The organism is Clostridium sp. LIBA-8553, assembly GCF_057782465.1.
Genome location: NZ_CM173489.1, coordinates 1437297 through 1456981 on the forward strand (window position 1 = coordinate 1437297; position 19685 = coordinate 1456981).

At 26.9% G+C, this 19685-nt stretch carries 18 protein-coding genes; 12 read left to right on the top strand and 6 right to left on the bottom strand.

The features are described 5' to 3' along the window. Positions 1-9 precede the first annotated feature (9 nt). The 10 genes from AC2JAQ_RS06355 to AC2JAQ_RS06400 all read left to right on the top strand — a co-directional run bounded on the left by AC2JAQ_RS06355 (position 10) and on the right by AC2JAQ_RS06400 (position 9235). Positions 10-576 (top strand): propanediol/glycerol family dehydratase medium subunit, encoded by a 567-nt coding sequence (locus AC2JAQ_RS06355; protein WP_488458456.1) that lies wholly within the window; start codon positions 10-12, stop codon positions 574-576. Positions 577-595: 19 nt separating this feature from the next. Beyond that, positions 596-1021, top strand: a complete 426-nt coding sequence (locus AC2JAQ_RS06360; protein ID WP_003451918.1) for a diol dehydratase small subunit — start codon at positions 596-598, stop codon at positions 1019-1021. Between the two features lie 17 nt (positions 1022-1038). Further along, complete coding sequence (locus tag AC2JAQ_RS06365; protein ID WP_488458457.1) at positions 1039-2889, top strand: diol dehydratase reactivase subunit alpha; 1851 nt, start codon at positions 1039-1041, stop codon at positions 2887-2889. Then, on the top strand, positions 2882-3232 hold the full coding sequence (locus AC2JAQ_RS06370) for a glycerol dehydratase reactivase beta/small subunit family protein (protein WP_488458458.1): 351 nt from the start codon (positions 2882-2884) through the stop codon (positions 3230-3232). Before AC2JAQ_RS06365 ends, AC2JAQ_RS06370 begins: the two co-directional genes overlap by 8 nt. Before the next feature lie 18 nt (positions 3233-3250). Further along, entirely contained in the window at positions 3251-3763 is a 513-nt protein-coding gene (locus tag AC2JAQ_RS06375) for a cob(I)yrinic acid a,c-diamide adenosyltransferase (RefSeq protein ID WP_488458459.1), read from the top strand. 23 nt (positions 3764-3786) lie between these two features. After that, positions 3787-4215 (top strand): GlcG/HbpS family heme-binding protein, encoded by a 429-nt coding sequence (locus AC2JAQ_RS06380; RefSeq protein ID WP_332833396.1) that lies wholly within the window; start codon positions 3787-3789, stop codon positions 4213-4215. Positions 4216-4311: 96 nt separating this feature from the next. Next, positions 4312-5469: a 1,3-propanediol dehydrogenase gene (dhaT, locus tag AC2JAQ_RS06385; RefSeq protein ID WP_488458460.1), complete on the top strand. Its 1158-nt coding sequence runs from the start codon at positions 4312-4314 to the stop codon at positions 5467-5469. A gap of 676 nt (positions 5470-6145) precedes the next feature. Further along, positions 6146-7624, top strand: coding sequence for an amino acid permease (locus AC2JAQ_RS06390; protein ID WP_488458461.1), 1479 nt, complete (start codon positions 6146-6148; stop codon positions 7622-7624). 212 nt (positions 7625-7836) lie between these two features. After that, positions 7837-8511 carry a ferric reductase-like transmembrane domain-containing protein gene (locus AC2JAQ_RS06395; protein WP_488458462.1) on the top strand — a complete coding sequence of 225 codons (675 nt, stop codon included), beginning with the start codon at positions 7837-7839 and terminating at the stop codon, positions 8509-8511. A gap of 214 nt (positions 8512-8725) precedes the next feature. After that, on the top strand, positions 8726-9235 hold the full coding sequence (locus tag AC2JAQ_RS06400) for a GNAT family N-acetyltransferase (RefSeq protein WP_488458463.1): 510 nt from the start codon (positions 8726-8728) through the stop codon (positions 9233-9235). An 83-nt stretch (positions 9236-9318) separates the two neighbouring features. Here the strand turns inward: AC2JAQ_RS06400 and AC2JAQ_RS06405 are convergent, their stop codons facing one another. The 4 genes from AC2JAQ_RS06405 to AC2JAQ_RS06420 form a co-directional block, all read right to left on the bottom strand. Further along, a complete protein-coding gene (locus AC2JAQ_RS06405; protein WP_488458464.1) occupies positions 9319-10206 on the bottom strand; it encodes a DUF7852 domain-containing protein in 888 nt (295 codons plus the stop codon). Between the two features lie 111 nt (positions 10207-10317). Beyond that, complete coding sequence (locus AC2JAQ_RS06410) at positions 10318-11640, bottom strand: hypothetical protein (RefSeq protein WP_488458465.1); 1323 nt, start codon at positions 11638-11640, stop codon at positions 10318-10320. 134 nt (positions 11641-11774) lie between these two features. Further along, positions 11775-12110 (bottom strand): DUF1622 domain-containing protein, encoded by a 336-nt coding sequence (locus tag AC2JAQ_RS06415; RefSeq protein WP_488458466.1) that lies wholly within the window; start codon positions 12108-12110, stop codon positions 11775-11777. A 31-nt stretch (positions 12111-12141) separates the two neighbouring features. Then, the gene (locus AC2JAQ_RS06420) at positions 12142-12486 is read right to left on the bottom strand and encodes a DUF1622 domain-containing protein (RefSeq protein WP_488458467.1); all 345 of its coding nucleotides are present in this window, start codon (positions 12484-12486) and stop codon (positions 12142-12144) included. A gap of 669 nt (positions 12487-13155) precedes the next feature. Between AC2JAQ_RS06420 and AC2JAQ_RS06425 the strand changes: the two genes are divergently transcribed. Next, positions 13156-15054 carry an endonuclease MutS2 gene (locus tag AC2JAQ_RS06425; protein ID WP_488458468.1) on the top strand — a complete coding sequence of 633 codons (1899 nt, stop codon included), beginning with the start codon at positions 13156-13158 and terminating at the stop codon, positions 15052-15054. Between the two features lie 57 nt (positions 15055-15111). On the opposite strand, the gene AC2JAQ_RS06430 is transcribed toward AC2JAQ_RS06425, so the two are convergent. Beyond that, positions 15112-15768: a pentapeptide repeat-containing protein gene (locus AC2JAQ_RS06430; protein WP_488458783.1), complete on the bottom strand. Its 657-nt coding sequence runs from the start codon at positions 15766-15768 to the stop codon at positions 15112-15114. Positions 15769-16120: 352 nt separating this feature from the next. After that, positions 16121-17002, bottom strand: coding sequence for a hypothetical protein (locus tag AC2JAQ_RS06435; RefSeq protein ID WP_488458469.1), 882 nt, complete (start codon positions 17000-17002; stop codon positions 16121-16123). Positions 17003-17531: 529 nt separating this feature from the next. On the opposite strand from AC2JAQ_RS06435, the gene AC2JAQ_RS06440 reads away from it, so the two are divergent. Next, positions 17532-19667, top strand: a complete 2136-nt coding sequence (locus AC2JAQ_RS06440) for an EAL domain-containing protein (protein ID WP_488458470.1) — start codon at positions 17532-17534, stop codon at positions 19665-19667. The last annotated feature ends 18 nt before the right edge of the window (positions 19668-19685 follow it).

Genomic DNA, 19685 nt, shown 5'->3' on the forward strand with positions numbered 1-19685 from the left:
AGAATGACAATGGAAGAAAGAACTTTTATACCAGAAATAACAGTTGAAGAAGTTGGAGAAGCTAAGGTTGGTTTAAGATCAGATGAAGTTGTTATAGGATTAGCACCTGCATTTTTAAAATATCAAAATAAAACAATAGTAGGTGTTTCTCATACTGAAACTTTACTTGAAATCATAGCAGGTATTGAAGAAGAAGGATTACACGCAAGAGTAGTTAGAATTTTAAGAACATCTGATGTATCTTTTATAGCTCATGATGCAGCTTGTTTAAGTGGATCAGGAATAGGTATAGGAATACAATCAAAAGGTACTACAGTAATACATCAAAAAGATTTATTACCATTAAATAACTTAGAATTATTCTCACAGGCTCCACTTTTAACTCCAGAAACATATAGATTAATCGGAAAAAATGCTGCTAAATATGCTAAGGGTGAGTCACCAACACCAGTACCAGTAAAAAATGACCAAATGGTTAGACCTAAGTTTATGGCTAAGGCAGCTTTATTACACATAAAAGAAACTAAACATGTTGAACTAGGTAAAAAGCCAGTTCAATTAGAAGTTAAGTTTTAATTTAGAAAGGATTGAAATCATGGAAAATAAGAGAATGACTGCGGCAGATTATCCTTTAACTTCTAAGAGAAAAGGAGATATAAAAACTCCTACAGGAAAAGCTTTAGAAGATATAACTTTAGAAAAAGTTTTAAGTGGAGAAATCAATGCAGATGATATAAGAATTTCACCAGAAACTTTAGAAATGCAAGCTCAAATAGCTGAAAGTATGAATAGAGATGCTATAGCTAGAAACTTTAGAAGAGCTGCGGAGCTTATAAGAGTTCCAGACGATAGAATATTAGAGATGTATAATGCTTTAAGACCATATCGTTCAACAAAAGAAGATTTATTCAAAATAGCTGATGAACTTGAAACAAAATATGATGCTAAGGTTAATGCTGATTTTGTTAGAGAAGCAGCTGAAGTATATGAAACTAGAAATAAATTAAGAATAGAAGAGTAAAAATCAGAGGTGAAAAGATGAAAATCATAGCAGGAATTGATATAGGAAACTCTTCTACAGAAACTGCTTTAGGTAAGGTTTATGAAAATAATGTTGAATTTCTGTCTAGTGGGATAATTCCCACTACAGGAATCAAAGGAACGGAAGAAAATATAAGTGGGGTAATAGCTTCTTTAAACCAAGCTTTAAAGAAAGCTAACTTAACTTTAGAAGATTTAGATTTAGTTAGAATTAACGAAGCAGCACCTGTTATAGGGGATGTTGCTATGGAGACAATAACTGAAACAATAATAACTGAATCAACAATGATAGGGCATAACCCTTCTACTCCAGGAGGACTAGGTATAGGAATAGGTAAAACTATAAGATTAGAAACTTTAGAAACTTTAAATATTGATGAAATCAAAGAGGAAGACAATGCTTTTATTCCATTGGTTTTAGGAAATATAAGTTTTTTAGAGGCTGTATTTAGAATAAATCAAGCAACTAGAAGAGGTATTAATATAACTGCTGCTATTGTTCAAAAGGATGATGGAGTATTAATCAATAACAGATTAGACAAAAAAATACCTATAGTTGATGAAGTTTCTCTTTTAGAAAAGGTTCCTGTGGATATGAAAGCAGCTGTTGAAGTAGCGCCACAAGGTTCTGTAATTAGACAGCTATCAAATCCATATGGAATAGCTACTGTTTTTGACTTGAGTCCAGAAGAGACAAAAATGATTGTTCCTGTATCAAGAGCTTTAATAGGAAATAGATCAGCTGTTGTAATAAAAACTCCTCAAGGAGATGTTAAGGAAAAGAAAATACCAGCTGGTAAGATTAATATAACAGGAATGAGAAGAAAAGAATCTGTGGATGTTGAAGAAGGAGCAGATAAAATAATGGAGGCTGTTAGCCTTTGTTCTCCAATAGAAGATTTAAGAGGAGATGCTGGTTCTAATGTTGGAGGAATGCTTGAAAAAGTTAGACAAGTTATGGCTGATTTAACTAACCAAAACATTTCAGATATAAAGATTCAGGATTTATTAGCAGTAGATACTTTTATTCCTCAAAAGGTTAAGGGTGGACTTGCAAAAGAATTTTCAATGGAGAATGCCGTTGGAATAGCAGCAATGGTTAAAGCGCATAAACTTCAAATGCAAATAATAGCTAATAAACTTGAAGAAAAATTAGGTGTTCCAGTAGAAGTTGGTGGAGTAGAAGCTGATATGGCAATAAGAGGAGCATTAACAACTCCAGGTACAAATACTCCTTTAGCTATTCTTGATATGGGTGCTGGATCTACAGATGCTTCTATTATAAATAAAGAAGGTAATATAACATCAATACACTTAGCTGGTGCGGGAAACATGGTAACTATGCTTATTAAATCAGAATTAGGTATAGAAGACTTTGGACTTGCAGAAGATATAAAAAAATATCCGTTAGCTAAGGTTGAGAGTTTGTTCCATATAAGACATGAAGATGGAACTGTAGAATTCTTTGAAAAACCTTTAGATTCTTCAGTTTTTGCTAAGATTGTAATTATTAAAGAGGGAATGCTTATTCCTGTAGATGGACAAAATTCTTTAGAAAAGATTAAAAATGTTAGAAAAACTGCTAAGGAAAGAGTTTTTGTAATTAACTGTTTAAGAGCCTTAAGAAGTGTTTCACCTACAGGAAATATAAGAGATATAGAGTTCGTTGTTTTAGTTGGAGGATCATCATTAGACTTTGAGGTTCCAGAATTAGTAACAGATGCCTTATCTCATTATGGAGTAGTTGCAGGAAGAGGAAATATAAGAGGATGTGAAGGTCCAAGAAATGCAGTTGCAACTGGATTAGTGTTAGCCTTTGACAGAAAGGGTGTCAAAGAAAATGATTAAGGATTATAATCATCCAAGCATATTTGTATATTGTTCTTTAGGAATAAATGAAGTGGATATAGAAGAAATTCTATGGGGAATAGAAGAAGAAGGAATCCCTTTCATATTGAAAAATAAAGATTTAAATGATGCTAAGGAACTTGCTAATTTAGCTGCTAATGATTCTAAACTTTCAGTTGGAATAGGAATTAATAGTGAAGGTGATATAAGCTTAACTATTGATAAGTTAAAAGAAGAAGAACCGTTATTCTTTATAAACTTAGAAAAAGGAAACAACTGTTTAAGAAGTTTAGGAGCTAATGGAGCAAGATTAGTTAAGGGGATGCCTTTAAAAAATATTTAAATTGAAGAGGTGTTTAACATGAATATTTACACTAAAACTGGTGATAAAGGAACAACTTCTCTTTTCGGAGGAAGTAGAGTAGATAAATGTGATTTAAGAGTAGATGCTTATGGAACAATAGATGAATTAATATCTTTCATAGGTCTTGCTTATGCTGAATTACCTGATGAAGAAGAGAAGGATATACTTAATAGAATACAAAAGGAATTGTTCATGTTAGGAGCCGAGCTTGCTAGTGATGAAAAAGGACTTGAGCTTTTAAAAGATAAAATTCAATTGGATCATATAGAGTATTTAGAAAAATTAATAGATAAATATATGGAAATAGCAGGGCCTTTAACAGCCTTTGTTATACCAGGTAAAAATAAACCTTCAGCAACTCTTCATGTAGCTAGAACTGTAGCTAGAAGAGGAGAGAGAATAATGACTGCTTTAAACGAAGTACAGCCATTAAGAGAAGAAATTAAAAAATATATAAATAGATTATCAGATACTTTATTTGCATTAGCAAGATATTATGAAGAAAAATAAATTAACCTAAAGGAGGAGAAAATATGAAAAAATTAAATGATGTAAAAGAATTAAGCTTAGAAATAGTTAAAGAAATGGCTAAAGCTGCAGAAGCTAAAGCTACTGAAATGAATGTTCCAGTTATATTTGCAGCAGTTGATGCTGGTGCTAATTTAATGCTTATGCATAGAATGGAAAATGCATTTTTAACAAGTATAGACATAGCTATAAACAAAGCTTATACAGCAGCATGTTTAAAACAAGGAAGTCATGAAATTGCAGAATGTGTTCAACCAGGACAAAGTCTTTACGGTCTTCAATTAACAAACAATTGTAGAATAGTGCCATTTGGTGGCGGATTCCCAATTATAGTTGATGGAAAAGTTGTAGGAGCTGTTGGTGTAAGTGGTGGAACAGTTGAAGAAGATATGGCTATAGCACAAGCAGCAGTAGATTGTTTTAACAATAAATAATAAAAAGCTAATAGTATTTAATCATATTATATAGATTAAATATTTAAAAATATATTTTAATACATATAAAATGTTGAAAAAATGGAGGAAAATGAAATGAGAATGTACGATTATTTAGTACCAAGTGTAAACTTTATGGGAGCTAACTCAATATCAGTAGTTGGTGAAAGATGTAAAATATTAGGTGGAAAGAAAGCTTTAATAGTTACAGATAAATTTTTAAGAGGATTAAAAGGTGGAGCAGTTGAATTAACTGAAAAATACCTAAAAGAAGCAGGAATCGAAGTTGCTTATTATGATGGAGTTGAACCAAACCCAAAAGATACAAATGTTAAAGATGGTTTAAAAATATTCCAAGACGAAAACTGTGATATGATCGTTACAGTTGGTGGAGGAAGTTCACATGACTGTGGTAAAGGAATAGGTATAGCTGCAACTCATGAAGGAGATCTTTATGATTATGCTGGAATAGAAACTTTAACAAATCCACTTCCTCCAATAGTAGCAGTAAATACTACAGCAGGAACTGCAAGTGAAGTAACTAGACACTGTGTTATAACAAACACTAAAACTAAAGTTAAATTCGTTATAGTAAGCTGGAGAAACTTACCTTTAGTTTCAATCAATGACCCAATGTTAATGGTTGGAAAACCAGCAGGATTAACAGCTGCAACAGGAATGGACGCTTTAACTCATGCTGTAGAAGCATACGTATCAAAAGATGCTAACCCTGTAACAGATGCTGCTGCAATACAAGCTATAAAATTAATATCAAGCAACTTAAGACAAGCTGTTGCTTTAGGAGAAAACTTAGTAGCTAGAGAAAACATGGCTTACGGTTCATTATTAGCTGGTATGGCATTCAACAATGCTAACTTAGGATATGTACACGCTATGGCTCACCAATTAGGTGGATTATATGACATGCCTCACGGAGTAGCTAACGCTATGTTATTACCACACGTATGTAAATATAACTTAATAGCTAACCCACAAAAATTCGCTGATATAGCTGAATTCATGGGAGAAAACATAGAAGGATTATCAGTAATGGATGCTGCTCAAAAAGCTATAGATGCAATGTTCAGATTATCAACTGATATAGGAATACCAGCAAGATTAAGAGATAAAGGTGTAAAAGAAGAAGACTTCGAATACATGGCTGAAATGGCTCTTAAAGACGGTAATGCATTCAGTAACCCAAGAAAAGGTAACGAAAGAGATATCGTTGAAATTTTCAAAGCTGCATTCTAATAAGAAAATGAATTTGTAAATTTAAATAATAGAATTAAATATGGATAAAGCTAGCTCTAAATAATAGAGCTAGCTAAAAATAATAAATAAAAGGCATAAATACAATAGACTTTTTATATAGGCTTTAATAAAATAAACAACATTAAAAATTTAATATATAAAATCCTATTTACGGATTAAATAACAATAAAAAATAATTAAGTTGTAAATACCCGATGACTTAAGTATTAAATGATTTAAAATAATTTCATAAGATACCCAGTGATATTATTTTAAAACTGAAATTATAATAGAATTTTTCATAATATATTTAAAAGACTCTTTCAAGGATGGAAGAGTCTTTTAGCTATTTAATTAATAAACTATAAAAAGGTTATAAACATAATTAAAAGTTATTAATTGTGCCTATAACCTTTTTATTTAAAGTAAATTATACAATAAATTGCATAAAAATTGCATATGTAAAATGTATAAAGATATTATATTAGCATAATAACATGAAATAAAACGTTTTAATATCGATTACATATATAAAAATGCAAAAAAAATGAATAAATATTCAAAATGAGGTGTTGTATATTTATTATTTAGGTGGTATAATTTTTTACAGATAAATGAACAAACGATTAATAAAATATTAAGTGGATTCAAAAGTACAAAAGAAGGAGAGTTTATAATGGGAAAGGATAAAAAAATAAAGCTTTGGGCTTTAGTAATGCTTATTTTTGTACCAACATTTGGTTTTACTAACATAGCAAGTAATGCTGTTTATTTAGGACCAGCAGCAATTCCATCATGGGTAATAGTATCTATTTTTTATTTTTTACCTTTATGTGGAATAATAGCAGAAATGGCTTCTGCAAATCAGGATAAAGAAGGTGGAATATATTCATGGATAAATAAAGCGTTAGGAGAAAAATGGGCTTTTATAGGAACATGGACATATTTTATAGGAATATTATTTTATTTACAAATGGTGTTTTCAAGAATACCAGTAGCGGCATCATGGGCAATACTAGGTAGAAATGTATTTACTGATTCTAATGCATATTTATTACCTATTTTATCAATAGTAATATGTATAGCCATGACATATATAGCAACTATAGGAGTAAGTAAGTTCTCAAAACTTGCTGATTTTGGTGGACAATTTACTTTAGCGGCAACAGTAATATTCATATTAATGGCAATAGTTGGATATTTTATAGGGACTCCATCTGCCACTGAATTTACAGCTCAAAATGTAATGCCTGATTTTAATGTAAGTTATTTTTCGACTTTTTCATGGTTATTATTTGCTGTATCAGGTTCAGAGGTTGCAGGTACTTATATAATGCAAACAGAAAATCCTAAAAAGACATTTCCAAAAGCAATGATAATAGCAACAGCTTTAATAGCATTTTCATATATTTTGGGTTCAGTGGCTATACAACTTATAGCTTCACCAGAAGTTTTACAAAAGGCTGGAATTCAAGATGCTGGTTATGTTGTATATTATATTTTAGCTAATAATTTTGGAATAAATGGTAAGATAGTAGTTCAAATATATGCTGCAATTAACTTAATAACATCAATAGCAGCATATGTTATTTGGATGGAATCACCAATAAGAGCTATGTTTGGAGAGGTTCCAAAGGGAACATTCCCAAGCTTTTTAACTAAAAAGAGAAAGGACGGTACTTTAGTTAATGCTCTTTGGACACAATGTGCAATTTTAGTAGTATTAATATCAATACCTTTATTAGGAATAGGATCAATTAATGATTTCTTTAAATTATTAACAGATTTATCATCATTAGCAGTTGTGGTACCTTATGTAGTATTAATATGTGCGTTTATATCATTTAGAAAACATAATAAAGAATTAGAGTTTAAGTTCTTTAAATCAGATGTCTTAGCATATACAGTAGCCGGTATAGCTTTAGTACTTTCTTGTGCAGGATTTTTTGGAGCAGGGCTTCAAGATATTGTTGGAAGTTCAGGTAAGGAAGCATTTGTTCTAATAATAAAAACTTATGGAGGACCAGTAATACTTATGGCTTTAGGTTTAGTTCTAAGAGCTATATCCGAAAAATCTTATAAAAATAAGATTGAACTTAATGAAGAGAATAAAGTTGAATTGATTGAAGAGACTGTATTTGAATATAATGAGTAATAAATTAATTAAAGAAAAATTTATTAGAATATTCTAGTTAATAAAAAGAGGTAAGACGAAAAAACTCGTCTTACCTCTTTTATTTATTAAATTAATAATAAGATAAAAATAATTTGTTTCAATTATTACTAAATTTTTAATTGACTTTTAATAAATTGTATAGTATTATCTAAATGAAAATGATTGTCAATAATAATTGAAGGGAGAAATCAATGAACTATTTAATTTATTCACTGATAGCAGTAATAATTTTATCATTAGGACTAAATAACATTTTAAAGAAGCAAGTCAAGTATTTTTATTTTTTAGCTTCGTTAATAACAATCATAGTTACTACATATGAGTTTTTTAAAATATGGACAGGTTTCAAATTAGAAGGAATTAGTTATATTTTAGAAAGAAGTTTTATGAAGGGGTATGTATCAACAGCATTATTTATATTGGTAATGTTTGCAGGAGCATTAAGTAAAAAATGGGGGATTACTAAAAAGCTGTTAAGGGTTAGAGCTGAAATGGCCATTTTAGCATCTATATTGATATTGCCTCATTTTATAGTATATACATATAAATTCTTAATAAATTTATTTAATGGAAAGACTTTAAGTGGATCCTATATAGCTTTTGTGATAATAGGAATTTTAGCATTTGTAATAATGATTCCTTTATTCATAACTTCCTTTAAAAAAGTGAGAGTTAGCATGTCGTCAAGTAAGTGGAAGAGTCTTCAAAGATGGGCTTATCCCTTTTATTTCTTAATATATGCTCATATAATAATTATTTTATTGAACAAAAGAGAAATTAATTGGAATACAGTAGGAACTTATACAGTAATATTCTTAGGGTATTTTGTTTTAAAATTGGTTAATAGCAAAAAAGTTGCTAAATAATATTTTAAAAGCTAACAGATTTTTCTGTTAGCTTTTAGTTTTGTTCTTTTATATTAAAAAATTAGATATAAATAATAGAGAAGATTTATAGAGTGATATTTAAATCTATAATGTAATAAGATATACTTTCATTAATATTAATTATTTTTATGTGGACAAATTAAATGTTTTAATATAAAATATCATTCAAACTTAGTAAATAGGGGGAAGAAATTTGGAATTTAGAAGAGCAAAAATTTCTGATTTAGATCAGATAGTAGATATAATAGAACAGTCTAAGAAATATCTTAAAGAAGTTAAAGTTGATCAATGGCAAAATGGTTATCCAGAAAAGAATGACTTAAGAAAAGATATAGAGGGCCAAAATAGTTATGTACTAGTTAATGGAAATGATGTCTTGGCAACTACAGTAATATCCCTAAATGGGGAAAGCACTTATAATTCTATATTTCATGGAGAATGGCTTACTGAAGAAGAGTATATGGTTATGCATAGAGTTGCAGTGCATAGTAATTATAAGGGAAAAGGGCTTTTTAAAGAGTTAATCAAAGAAGCAAAAAAGATAGCTTTAAGCAATAATATACATAGTATAAAGATAGACACTCATAAAGATAATGTTTCAATGCAAAAGGCATTATTTAATAATGATTTTAAAAAATGTGGAATAATATATTTAGAGGATGGAAGTGAGAGAATAGCCTTTGAGCTAGTATTAAGTGTATAATTAAAATCATTATTAATAATTATAACTAAAAATAGAGATTGACTGAAAAGTCAATCTCTATTTTCAATAGTTAAGAGAATAAATTAATAGTGTTTTTCATCACACATTTCTAATTTTTTTACTTGAAGTTGGAATATATCTATATTTAATTTTATTGCTAATTTTTCAACAATAGTATCAAATAGATTTTCATCAGTACATTCATTCTTAGTTTTATTTATAACAGCTTCAGATATATCATATTTTTCTAATTCACAAGTAAATGGCTCTTGTAATCTAACTGATTGAGAATGTAATCTTTCGCAATCAGATTCACTAATTGTTCCTTTATCACAAGGTTTCATGCAGTCTTTTAGTATAGCAAATTCATCATCGTCTACTTCTCCTACTAATTCAGCATTTTCAAGTTTTATAGGAACTGAGAAATTAAAGTTTATCTTAGCAGTGATATCTTTATAATCATTTCTCATTACTAGACAGTCATCTTCAGCTTCTTCTTGACCACAACTTGGAGTAGCATATTGTATATTCTTTAGAATAAAGCCTTCTACAAATAAATGAGCATTACATTTATCTTTGTCATAGTAATCGTAATATTTAACCTTCATTTCATCAGGAACAACATAGCATTGAGTTAAGACAACTCTTCTAGCTATTTTTTTTATGCTGAAGAAACCTTCAGGTATAAATATTGTATCAGTTAAAGGTTGAGTTACTTCTACTTCAGCCACTTTAGCAAGAACTTTTGCTTTTATACATTCTTTCTCTTTATATTTATCACATTCAGGTTTTTTATCCTTCATACAATCATCTTTATCAAAATTTTTTGATTTCATACAGTCTTTATCTTTATCATAGTCATGTTTTTTCTTCTTATTACAGTCCTCTTTAGTAGTTGCAGTGAAATTTTTAACAGTTACATCGATATCATCAGCACATACTGGAAAGTTTTTTTCGCACTTTGAATTCATTTGTTTCACCTCATAATATAAATCTTTAATAATATCTTATGTTATATATTATTCTTTTTAAAAAAAAATGTTCTAAATTTCTACATTTTTTTTTAAAATGATTGATTTTTATTATAGAAAATCATAGAGTTCTATTATATAGTTAGCGATTATTGATAGCCTAACAGTTTTATATAAATAAATATAATTTTCTAAAATTTTTTCATCATTAAATTTTATGTCGGTAGTAAATTTACTTTCTTTTAAGGATATGTTTAGGTCATTGAAATAGAGAGTATCTCCTACAATAGGTGATTTAAATTTTACATGAATAGAACTATCAAAAGGCACCCTAATAATATAGCTATGGAATTTAGATATAAGAGGCGTTATTTCATTTTCCGGCAAAGAATATAATACATCTATTTCTAAATGACCGCTTAGAAACAAAAAGCCTGAAGTTCTACTTTGAGCATCCAGCATAAGTGAGCTTGAACAAAACTTGAGAGTGTTTTGTATTGAGTCTATGAAAGTAATATGTTTGGGAAAGTTTATATCACCTGTAAAAGTTTCAACTATAGAAAATTCATTTAGATAAATAGGTAATTTTGAAAATTTATAATTATCTTTTAGTAATTGAATATTATAGTTGGGAGTAACAAAGTTGTTATCCATATCCTTAAAATGAGTTGAATCTTTTAGGTGGATAATTGAATTATTTATTTTTAATGAGGAAAAGAAATTTTTATTATGATTAAAAGTTTCTTTTTCTAAATTATCATGTATAGACCTTGAGCTTGATATATTGTTATTGACAATTGGTTCATGTAGTATAGTTTCAATAAGTATAGGCTTTTGCTTTTTTATATTCTTAGTGGCAGTCGACTGATGTGGTGTGTTTTTATTAAGTATAGGACTTGGCTCTTTTATATTTTTACTAAGAATTGACTTATATGGTATAGCCTTATTAAGTACAGACTTTGGTCTTTTTATGTTCTTAGTGGCAGTTGGCTCATGTGGCATGGTTTTATTAAGTATAGTCCTTAATTCTTTTATATTCTTATTAGAAATTGCTTTATATGGTATAGCCTTATTAAGTACAGACTTTGGTTTTTTTATATTTTTAGTGGTAATTGGCTCATGTGGTATGGTTTTATTAATTATAGTCCTTGACTCTTTTATATTCTTATTAGGAATTGCTTTATATGGTATAGCTTTATTAAGTACAGATTTTGGCCTTTTTATGTTCTTACTAAGAATCTGCTGATTTGGTATAACTTTATTAAATGTAGACTTTGTCTTTTTTTTATTAAAACTTTTATTAGATTGTGTTGGCGAAGTAATTAAAATAATAATTTGACAACACAAAAAACAAAGTAATACTTTTCTAAATTTAGTCGAAAGTAAATCCTTACAATATAAAATAAATAAAGAAAAAACATATTTCAAATTCATTTAACTTAACCTCAAAAATTCATTTACTTAATAGATATTAATAATTATTTAAAAATATTATATTTGTACTCAATTTATGTGTATTTTAATCAAATATAAAAAGAAAACTCATTAAGAGTTTTCTTTTTAGGATTTTATTTAGTTTTATTTAATTTAAGTTCTTTCTTTAAGAAATAAGAAATTACAGTTCTAAGAGCAACCGTAGATCCTAAAAGTAGTATATCATGTAAGGTTGGTTTCAAAATTGATAATATAATACCTGAACAAACTAATATTTCTAGACCTAATAATATATAGCTACCTAGAAAGTTTTTAGCTATATTTAACTTTTTAACTTTTGATATTTTATCCTCTCTTGAAAATTCTATTTTAAAGAATTTAAAGGTAGTTAAGATAACACCATAAACAACAATTACAACAGCTATTCCTTGTAATACAAGAATTATCCCCTCTAAAATCCTATTTACCAAAGCAATCACTTCCTTTATAGTAATTTAGAATTTAATCTTCAAGGTGTTCTTTATTAGATTCAATTTCTTTATTAAGGAAGTAAGAAATTACAGTTCTTATGACTACGATAGATGCTAGAACTATAATATCATGAAATGTAGGATTTAATATAGATTCAATTATATCTGCACAGATTAGAAGTTCTAGTCCAAGTAATATATAAGTTCCTAAGCAATTTTTTACAATAGTTAATCTTTTTACTGCCTCAATTCTATCCTTAGATTTTATTTCAGATATAAGAAAATCTTTTGCAGTTAAAACAACTCCCCATAGGAGAACTATTATTGAGACTGTATTTATAATCCAAATTGCTCCTTCTAAAATATGTTTAAACATATAGTGTTCACTCCTTATCTTTAAATTTTAAAAAAAGCATAATTTTTATTTTCTTTCATATAAATAGTATATCATAAAATTTTATACAATTTATTAGTTATTGAATTAACAAAAATTTAATTGACAATATATTTAAAATATAATATTCTTTTGGTGAAGAATAATTTTAAATAACAGAGGTGTTTTATGAGTGAGGTAGTATCTAAATAGATAATTTAATATTTAAATAAATCTTTTTAAGTAAGGTATTAAGTGCCTTTATTTGTCATGGGTTTATTTAAAGTATTCTATGGAGATACAATCTAGCTATACATCTTTAAGTAATAATTTAAAATTTATTATTATTGTTTTGATTTAAGTATTTGTGCTTAAATTTTATAGGTGTGATTTTAAAGCTGTGGAGTATCCACAGCTTTTTTATTTCAGGTTATGTTTTAAACCAGTGTTGATTTAAAAGTAAAACCTTAAAGTCATCTTAATGAGTAGTTAATATCGCATCATCTACATAATAATAGTGTTAAGAAGCTTTGGGGGTATAAAAAATACTGATATATAAATTTTGTATCTTCATAGAAAGAAATAAAGTTTAAGTTATAAAAAATAAGTTTTAGTAATTTAAACTATTTTAGCTAATTTATAAAAATTTATTTCTGAAATGAGGAGAGAGTTATGAATAATAATACTTTTGAAAAATTACAATATAATGAACTTAAAGAGATTATAAAATCATATTGCATTAGTGGATTAGGAAAAGAATTACTAGATAAATTAGAGCCAAGTTCTAATTTGAAAGTAGTAAATAAAAGATTAAATGAAACAAGTGAAGGAAGACGTATATTAAGTATATCTAGTTATATTCCTTTAGATGGAATATCAAACATAAAGAATTTAATTAAGAGTATTGAAAAGGGTCTTATATTGGATCCTCAAGAGCTTGTAGCAGTAGGTGACTTTTTAAGAGGTTGTAGAAAAATCAAAAGTTTCATGGAAAAGAAAAGTGAATATGCAAAAACACTTAGTGAATATAGTAATTCAATAACAGTTTTACTTAATATCGAAGAAGAAATAGAAAATAGTATAAGAGGTTCTTTAATAGATTCAAATGCTAGCAAGGAGTTAAAAAGAATAAGAAGGCATATTGAGAATTGTGAAGAAAAAATAAAAGAAAGACTAGAAAAATTCTTAAAAAGTAGCGCTAATAAGAATTATATACAAGAATTTTTTATAAGTAAGCGAAATGATAGGTTTACTATTCCAATAAAGGCTTCTTATAAAAATCAAGTTGAAGGAAATGTTATTGAAGTTTCATCAAAAGGATCTACAGTTTTTATAGAACCTATTACTATATCAAAATATACTTTAGAATTAACAGCATTAAAAGCTGAAGAATCCATTGAAGAATATAGAATTCTTTCAGAACTTAGTAATTTAGTTTATGAAAAGATAAATAAGATAAAAATAAACATAGAGGTTGTTGCTGAATATGATATGATTTTTGCAAAGGCTAAATATAGCAAAGCTATAGATGGAATAAAACCTAGGATAAATAATCATGGTTATATAAAAATAAGTGAAGGTAAGCATCCCTTATTAAAAGGAAATGTAGTACCATTAGATTTTGAAATAGGTAAAGATTATAGAAGTTTAATAATAACAGGACCTAATGCAGGCGGAAAAACAGTAGTTTTAAAGACTGTAGGGCTAATTACTTTAGCTGTTCAAAGTGGATTTCATATAAATGCTAATGAGAAAAGTGAAATTTCTATTTTTGAAAAAATATTTGTTGATATTGGTGATAATCAAAGTATTGAAAATTCACTTAGTACGTTTTCTTCACATATAAAAAATTTATCTGAGATAATTAGAGGATGTAATAAATCAACACTTATATTATGTGATGAGATCGGAAGTGGTACAGAACCAAACGAAGGGGCAGGTCTTGCTATAGCTATTTTAGAAGAGTTTTATAAAAAAGGATGCATAACAGTAGCAACAACCCATTATGGAGAGATAAAAAACTTTGCTGAAAAGCATGAGGACTTTGAAAATTCTGCTATGCAATTTGAAAGTAGTACTTTAGAACCATTGTATAGATTACTTATAGGAAAAGTAGGCGAAAGTAATGCTCTTTGGATATCAAGAAAAATGGGAATTGATGAGAATATACTACAAAGAGCAAAAGACTATATTGAAAGAAGAGAATATAATCTTGAAAAAGTTGATGAGAAAAAAGTTAGAAAGAAAAATATGGATGAAGAAGAATTAAAATTAGAAAAGACTGATTTTAATGTTGGAGATAGAGTTAGATTATTAGATTTTGATGAAAATGCAATCGTATATAAACCTAGAAATAAATATAGTATATTAACAGTCTTTTTTAGAAAAGAATTTATAGAAGTTCCTGTAAATAGAGTTATATTAGAGATTAGAGCAGAAGAATTATATCCAGAAGGTTATGATATGAATTCCTTATTTATAGAATTTAAGGAGAGAAAATTAGAAAAAGATATTAAAAGGGGATCTAAAAAAGCTTTAAAAATTATTCAAAAAGAAATTAAAAGAAATTAAATTATGATTTAATTAAAAGACATTATCAGAACCATATAGATTCTGATAATGTTTTTTTTATAATAAGCCTTCATTTTTAAGCTTTTCAATAGCTTTATCTATATAGCTTAAAGTGCAAAAATCTCTATCTATTTTTTCAGCAGAAAGCTTAAGTCCTTCTATAAGCATACTTTCTTTATGATTTTCAAGAAGTCTAATTAAACTTAGAGTGTTTATTTCTCCTTCTTTTGTATCTAAAACTCTAGATTTTTTTATGTATTCATTTTGTAAGGCCTTTAAAGTAGCGTCCTTAAGCTCTTCACTAATCTCGAAAGATGGCATGTCTTTAAAAATTTTTACTTCATCTTCATTAAATTTCATTCCAGATGTTTTATTTATATCTGTATTTAAGAATATTACATTTTCAAATGTTGCACCTAAAAAATCAACTCCATCTAAGTTAACTCCTTCAAATATTACATTTTTAAACTTTGCTTTTTTAAATTTACTTTTTTTAAGATTACTCCCTATGAATTCAGTGGAATCAAATTTACATTCAAAGAAATCACAAGATTTAAAATGTGCACCTCTAAAGCTCGCATAGCTAAAATTAGAATTGGAGAAATCGCAGTTATAGCAGTTTCCTCTTCTAAAGTCCATGTACATAAAGTTCTTATTTCTTTTTTCTGCCTTATTGTATTTAAAAATTTGCGTGTTTTTTGTAGTTGTTGTCATAATGTGTCCGTTACCAATTTGCTTAAAAAAATATATTATTATTATTAGCATATAGTAACGGATTTCACCACCTTTCTTAATTTTAATATCAACTAATAAACAAAAACTATTACTTTAGAAAGTAATAATTTTATAAGAGCAAAATAGTTATAAATTATATAAATAATTAACTTAATTTTTATTTCACATCTTTACATTGTATCACAGAATATTAAGATTAGATAATATCTTTTAAAGTATATTGCAAATAGTTAAAAATAATAAGATATTAAAAGATAGAAGAATAAATCAGTAAATATAATAAACAAAATAAAAAGGCAACTTGAAGCTTATTTCAAATTGCCTTTTTATTTTAAAGTTTAAGATCTTCTTCTATCTTTCTACGTACTTCTTCATCATAGTCATATATTCTAAGGTATGATTCACTTATAGAGCTCATAAAATTCTTATATTCATCTATGCTCATAAAAGAACATTTAGAAAGCTTTAAAGGTATTATTTTACTCTTAGCAATATATTCCTTCACATTTACAATTAATATTATAACTGTAAGAACATCACTAGTGCTTGCATAATCTAATAATCTTAAAGGAATATCTTCAAAATATAATGCTTCAGATGCGATTAGTCCTAATAGATTTCTAACTTCATCTTTAAATTCTAAGGGTTTCAAATCTAGTTTTTCAAGATAGTTTTTTATATCATCTGATTTCTCATAAATTTTATTTATAAAATTTTCAACAATTGCTTTGGTGAATGTTTCTGAAGATGGAGTTTTTTTCTTTATGCAACAATTATAGGAGGAAAGAAAAAGTAGAGATGATATAAAATTAAGTAAGTTTAAATTATATTTTAAAGTAAGTTGATAGTAAGAAGATTTAAAATCTTTATAATAATCTTTGTTTAAAGTTGAGTTTTTGAATATAGAACAATTTTTAAAATAGGCATAAGGATTATTATTAAACCAGTTTCTAAATTCATCTGTATTTTCAAGTATAAATTCTAGGATAAATTCACATTCATTTAGTAATCTTTTAAATAGAGTTAATTGCTGAAGTTGAAAGGAACAACCACTTAGAGTTGTAGATGCTACTCCAGAATAATCAGAATTTAAAGCTCCCATTATCATGTTACGTTCATCAATTTTTTCATAAAAGAAATCTGAAAAAGTGCTGTTTGATAATCTATATAGAATATCATCTAAAGCCTCATTGTTAAACAGATTCTTTTCCATATAATTTTCAATAAGAGCATATAATCATAGGAGAATATCCACCTATTGATTAAACCTCCCTTCTTAAAGTAATAAAAATATTTATATATTATATGCATAGATTTTCTAATTTGTTTATGGGATAAATTATAGAAATTGTTAATAAGAAGAAAGATACTGAATGGTTTTAATAGACATTACTTTACAAATAAATTTAAATCTACATAAAGAAGTAGAGCTTGGCATCCGGCGAAGGACAAACCAAGCTCTACAAAAGAATTAGCACTATACGTACCAACTGCTTAATAATAATATCATTCTATTTATAAAGTTGTCAATAGATAAAAACAAAAAAATAAAAATGCTGACAATTAATTGCATTAATAGCTAAATATTGACATAAAATTTTAGCTTTGAGATAATGTTTATATCCGAATGGAGTGAGGAGATGATTAAAATTAAAAAGAAATTTAAATATTTTTTAATCATATTATTAGTTTTAATCACATTTTTCATGTTATATTATTTTAACTGTAGAAGAATTCCTAATGTGATAAGTAGAATAGAGTATTCATATTTAGAAGGAAAAGATACAAATGATTATGTTATAAGTGAGGCTGAAAAAACAGTTATTAATGAAAAAGAAAAAAATTCAAATGATTATTTTATTTTAGGATATTATAACTTGAAAATTAGTGAAAATAAGGAATTAGCTAAAGAATATTTTGAAAAGACAACTGAGAACAAGAATAAAAAAACATCAAAATTTGCAGTTTTATATTCTTATTTTTACTTATGTGAAAATTCTTTAGAGAATGGAGATGGTAATAAGGCTATTCAATATTATAAAGAAGGGTTTGAGAGTTTAAGTCCAGATGACTATAATAAATACCAAAAAATAATATGGGATACTTCAAGAGAACTTGCCAGTACAGAGGATAGAACATATGAAGTTTTAAGTATATATAATAAAATGAATGAATATAATTATAGGCTTAGTAATAAAAATAAGTTATATGTTTATGAAAGGTTAGCAACCATAAATACTATTTTAAATAATTATGCATCTGCAATAGAAGATAATTTAAATGTTATAGATTATGCAATTAAAACTAAAAATAATGAAAGTAGATATAAGGCCATAATAGACCTAGGAATTATAGCTAAGAAAATGGGTCAATATGATCAGGCACTTAATACATTAAATGATATAAAGAATATAGATATAAAGAATAAGACAGTTAAATCTGAATTAAATATATATAAATTAATAAATATGAGTGAAATAGAGGCCATGTTGGGAAATTATGATAAGTCATTATCATATATGGATGAAATTGATAAATATAAGGATGATATCAATGAAAACAAATATAAGTATGTTAAAATTTTAGAGAATATAATAAAAGCTGAATGTTTAAGTGGTGAAGGAAAATTTTCAGAGGCTTTAAGTCTTTTGGATGCAGCAAAGGAAAAGATAGCTAAGGATAAAGGTCTATTTCTTTCTGATAAAGATATTATGTATTATGATGTATTGGCTAATTTATATTTTAAGGAAAAAAGATATAATGAAGCCATAAAAGCATATGAAAAATTAATGGATTTATCAAAAGAAAGCTATAATTTAGAATATCTAGAAATAGCTTTAGAAGGATTAATTAAATCCTCTAATAGTATTGGAAATTATCAGCAAAAGGATAAATATATTGATGACTTATTATATTTAGAGAACTCTAAAAATAAAAATTTTGCAGAGAATTACTATATAAATTCAATACATGAATTTGAAAATGATAGAACTAAAAAAGAAAATAATCTAATAAAAAATATTAATTTAATTTTTAAGTTTTTAATACTTATATTGCTTTTAGTAGTTTTAAAATTAAATGTTTATCCAGTTTTAAATAAGTTAAGAATTAAAAAGAAAATCAAAAGTTATATAAGGGAAGATAGTTATTTACTGAATTATCAACCTATAGTAGATCCTAAAAAAGAAAAGATTGTTGGTTTTGAAGCACTTTTAAGGCTAAAATTAAAAGATAAGATAATTATGCCTAACATAATAATAAATGATATAGAGAAGGCTGATATGATGAGCGAAGTATCAATATGGATACTGAATAGATTGATAAGTGATTATGAAGAATTAAGTAAAACAAAGAGTTTATCAGATAAGTTTTATATCTCTATGAATATATCATTAAAAGAAATTGAAAATACAAATTTTGTAGAAAATTTAACAACTATACTACATAATTCAGGATTGAGTGATCAAAGAGTTGGTATAGAAATCACTGAAAACAATAAATGTAGAAATAAAGAAAATGCTAAGAATAATATTGAGTATCTTAGAGAAAATGGATTTTTTATTGCTTTAGATGACTTTGGAGTAGAATATTCTAATCTTTCAATGTTAGAACAGTTCAATTTTGATGTTATAAAATTGGATAAGTGTTTTATAGACAATATTCAAGAGTCAGATGTGAATAAATCTATTATAGAAACTTCAGATTATTTGTCTTGTACAAGAAATAAGACAATAATTGTTGAAGGGGTAGAATCAAAAAATCAAGTTGATTTTATAAAAGATACAAAATCAAATAAAATTTATATTCAAGGATATTTTTACAGCAAACCTTTGTGTTTAGCTGATTTGAAGAAACTTAATTTGTTTGATAGAAAGTAATCTATATAAAATTATTAA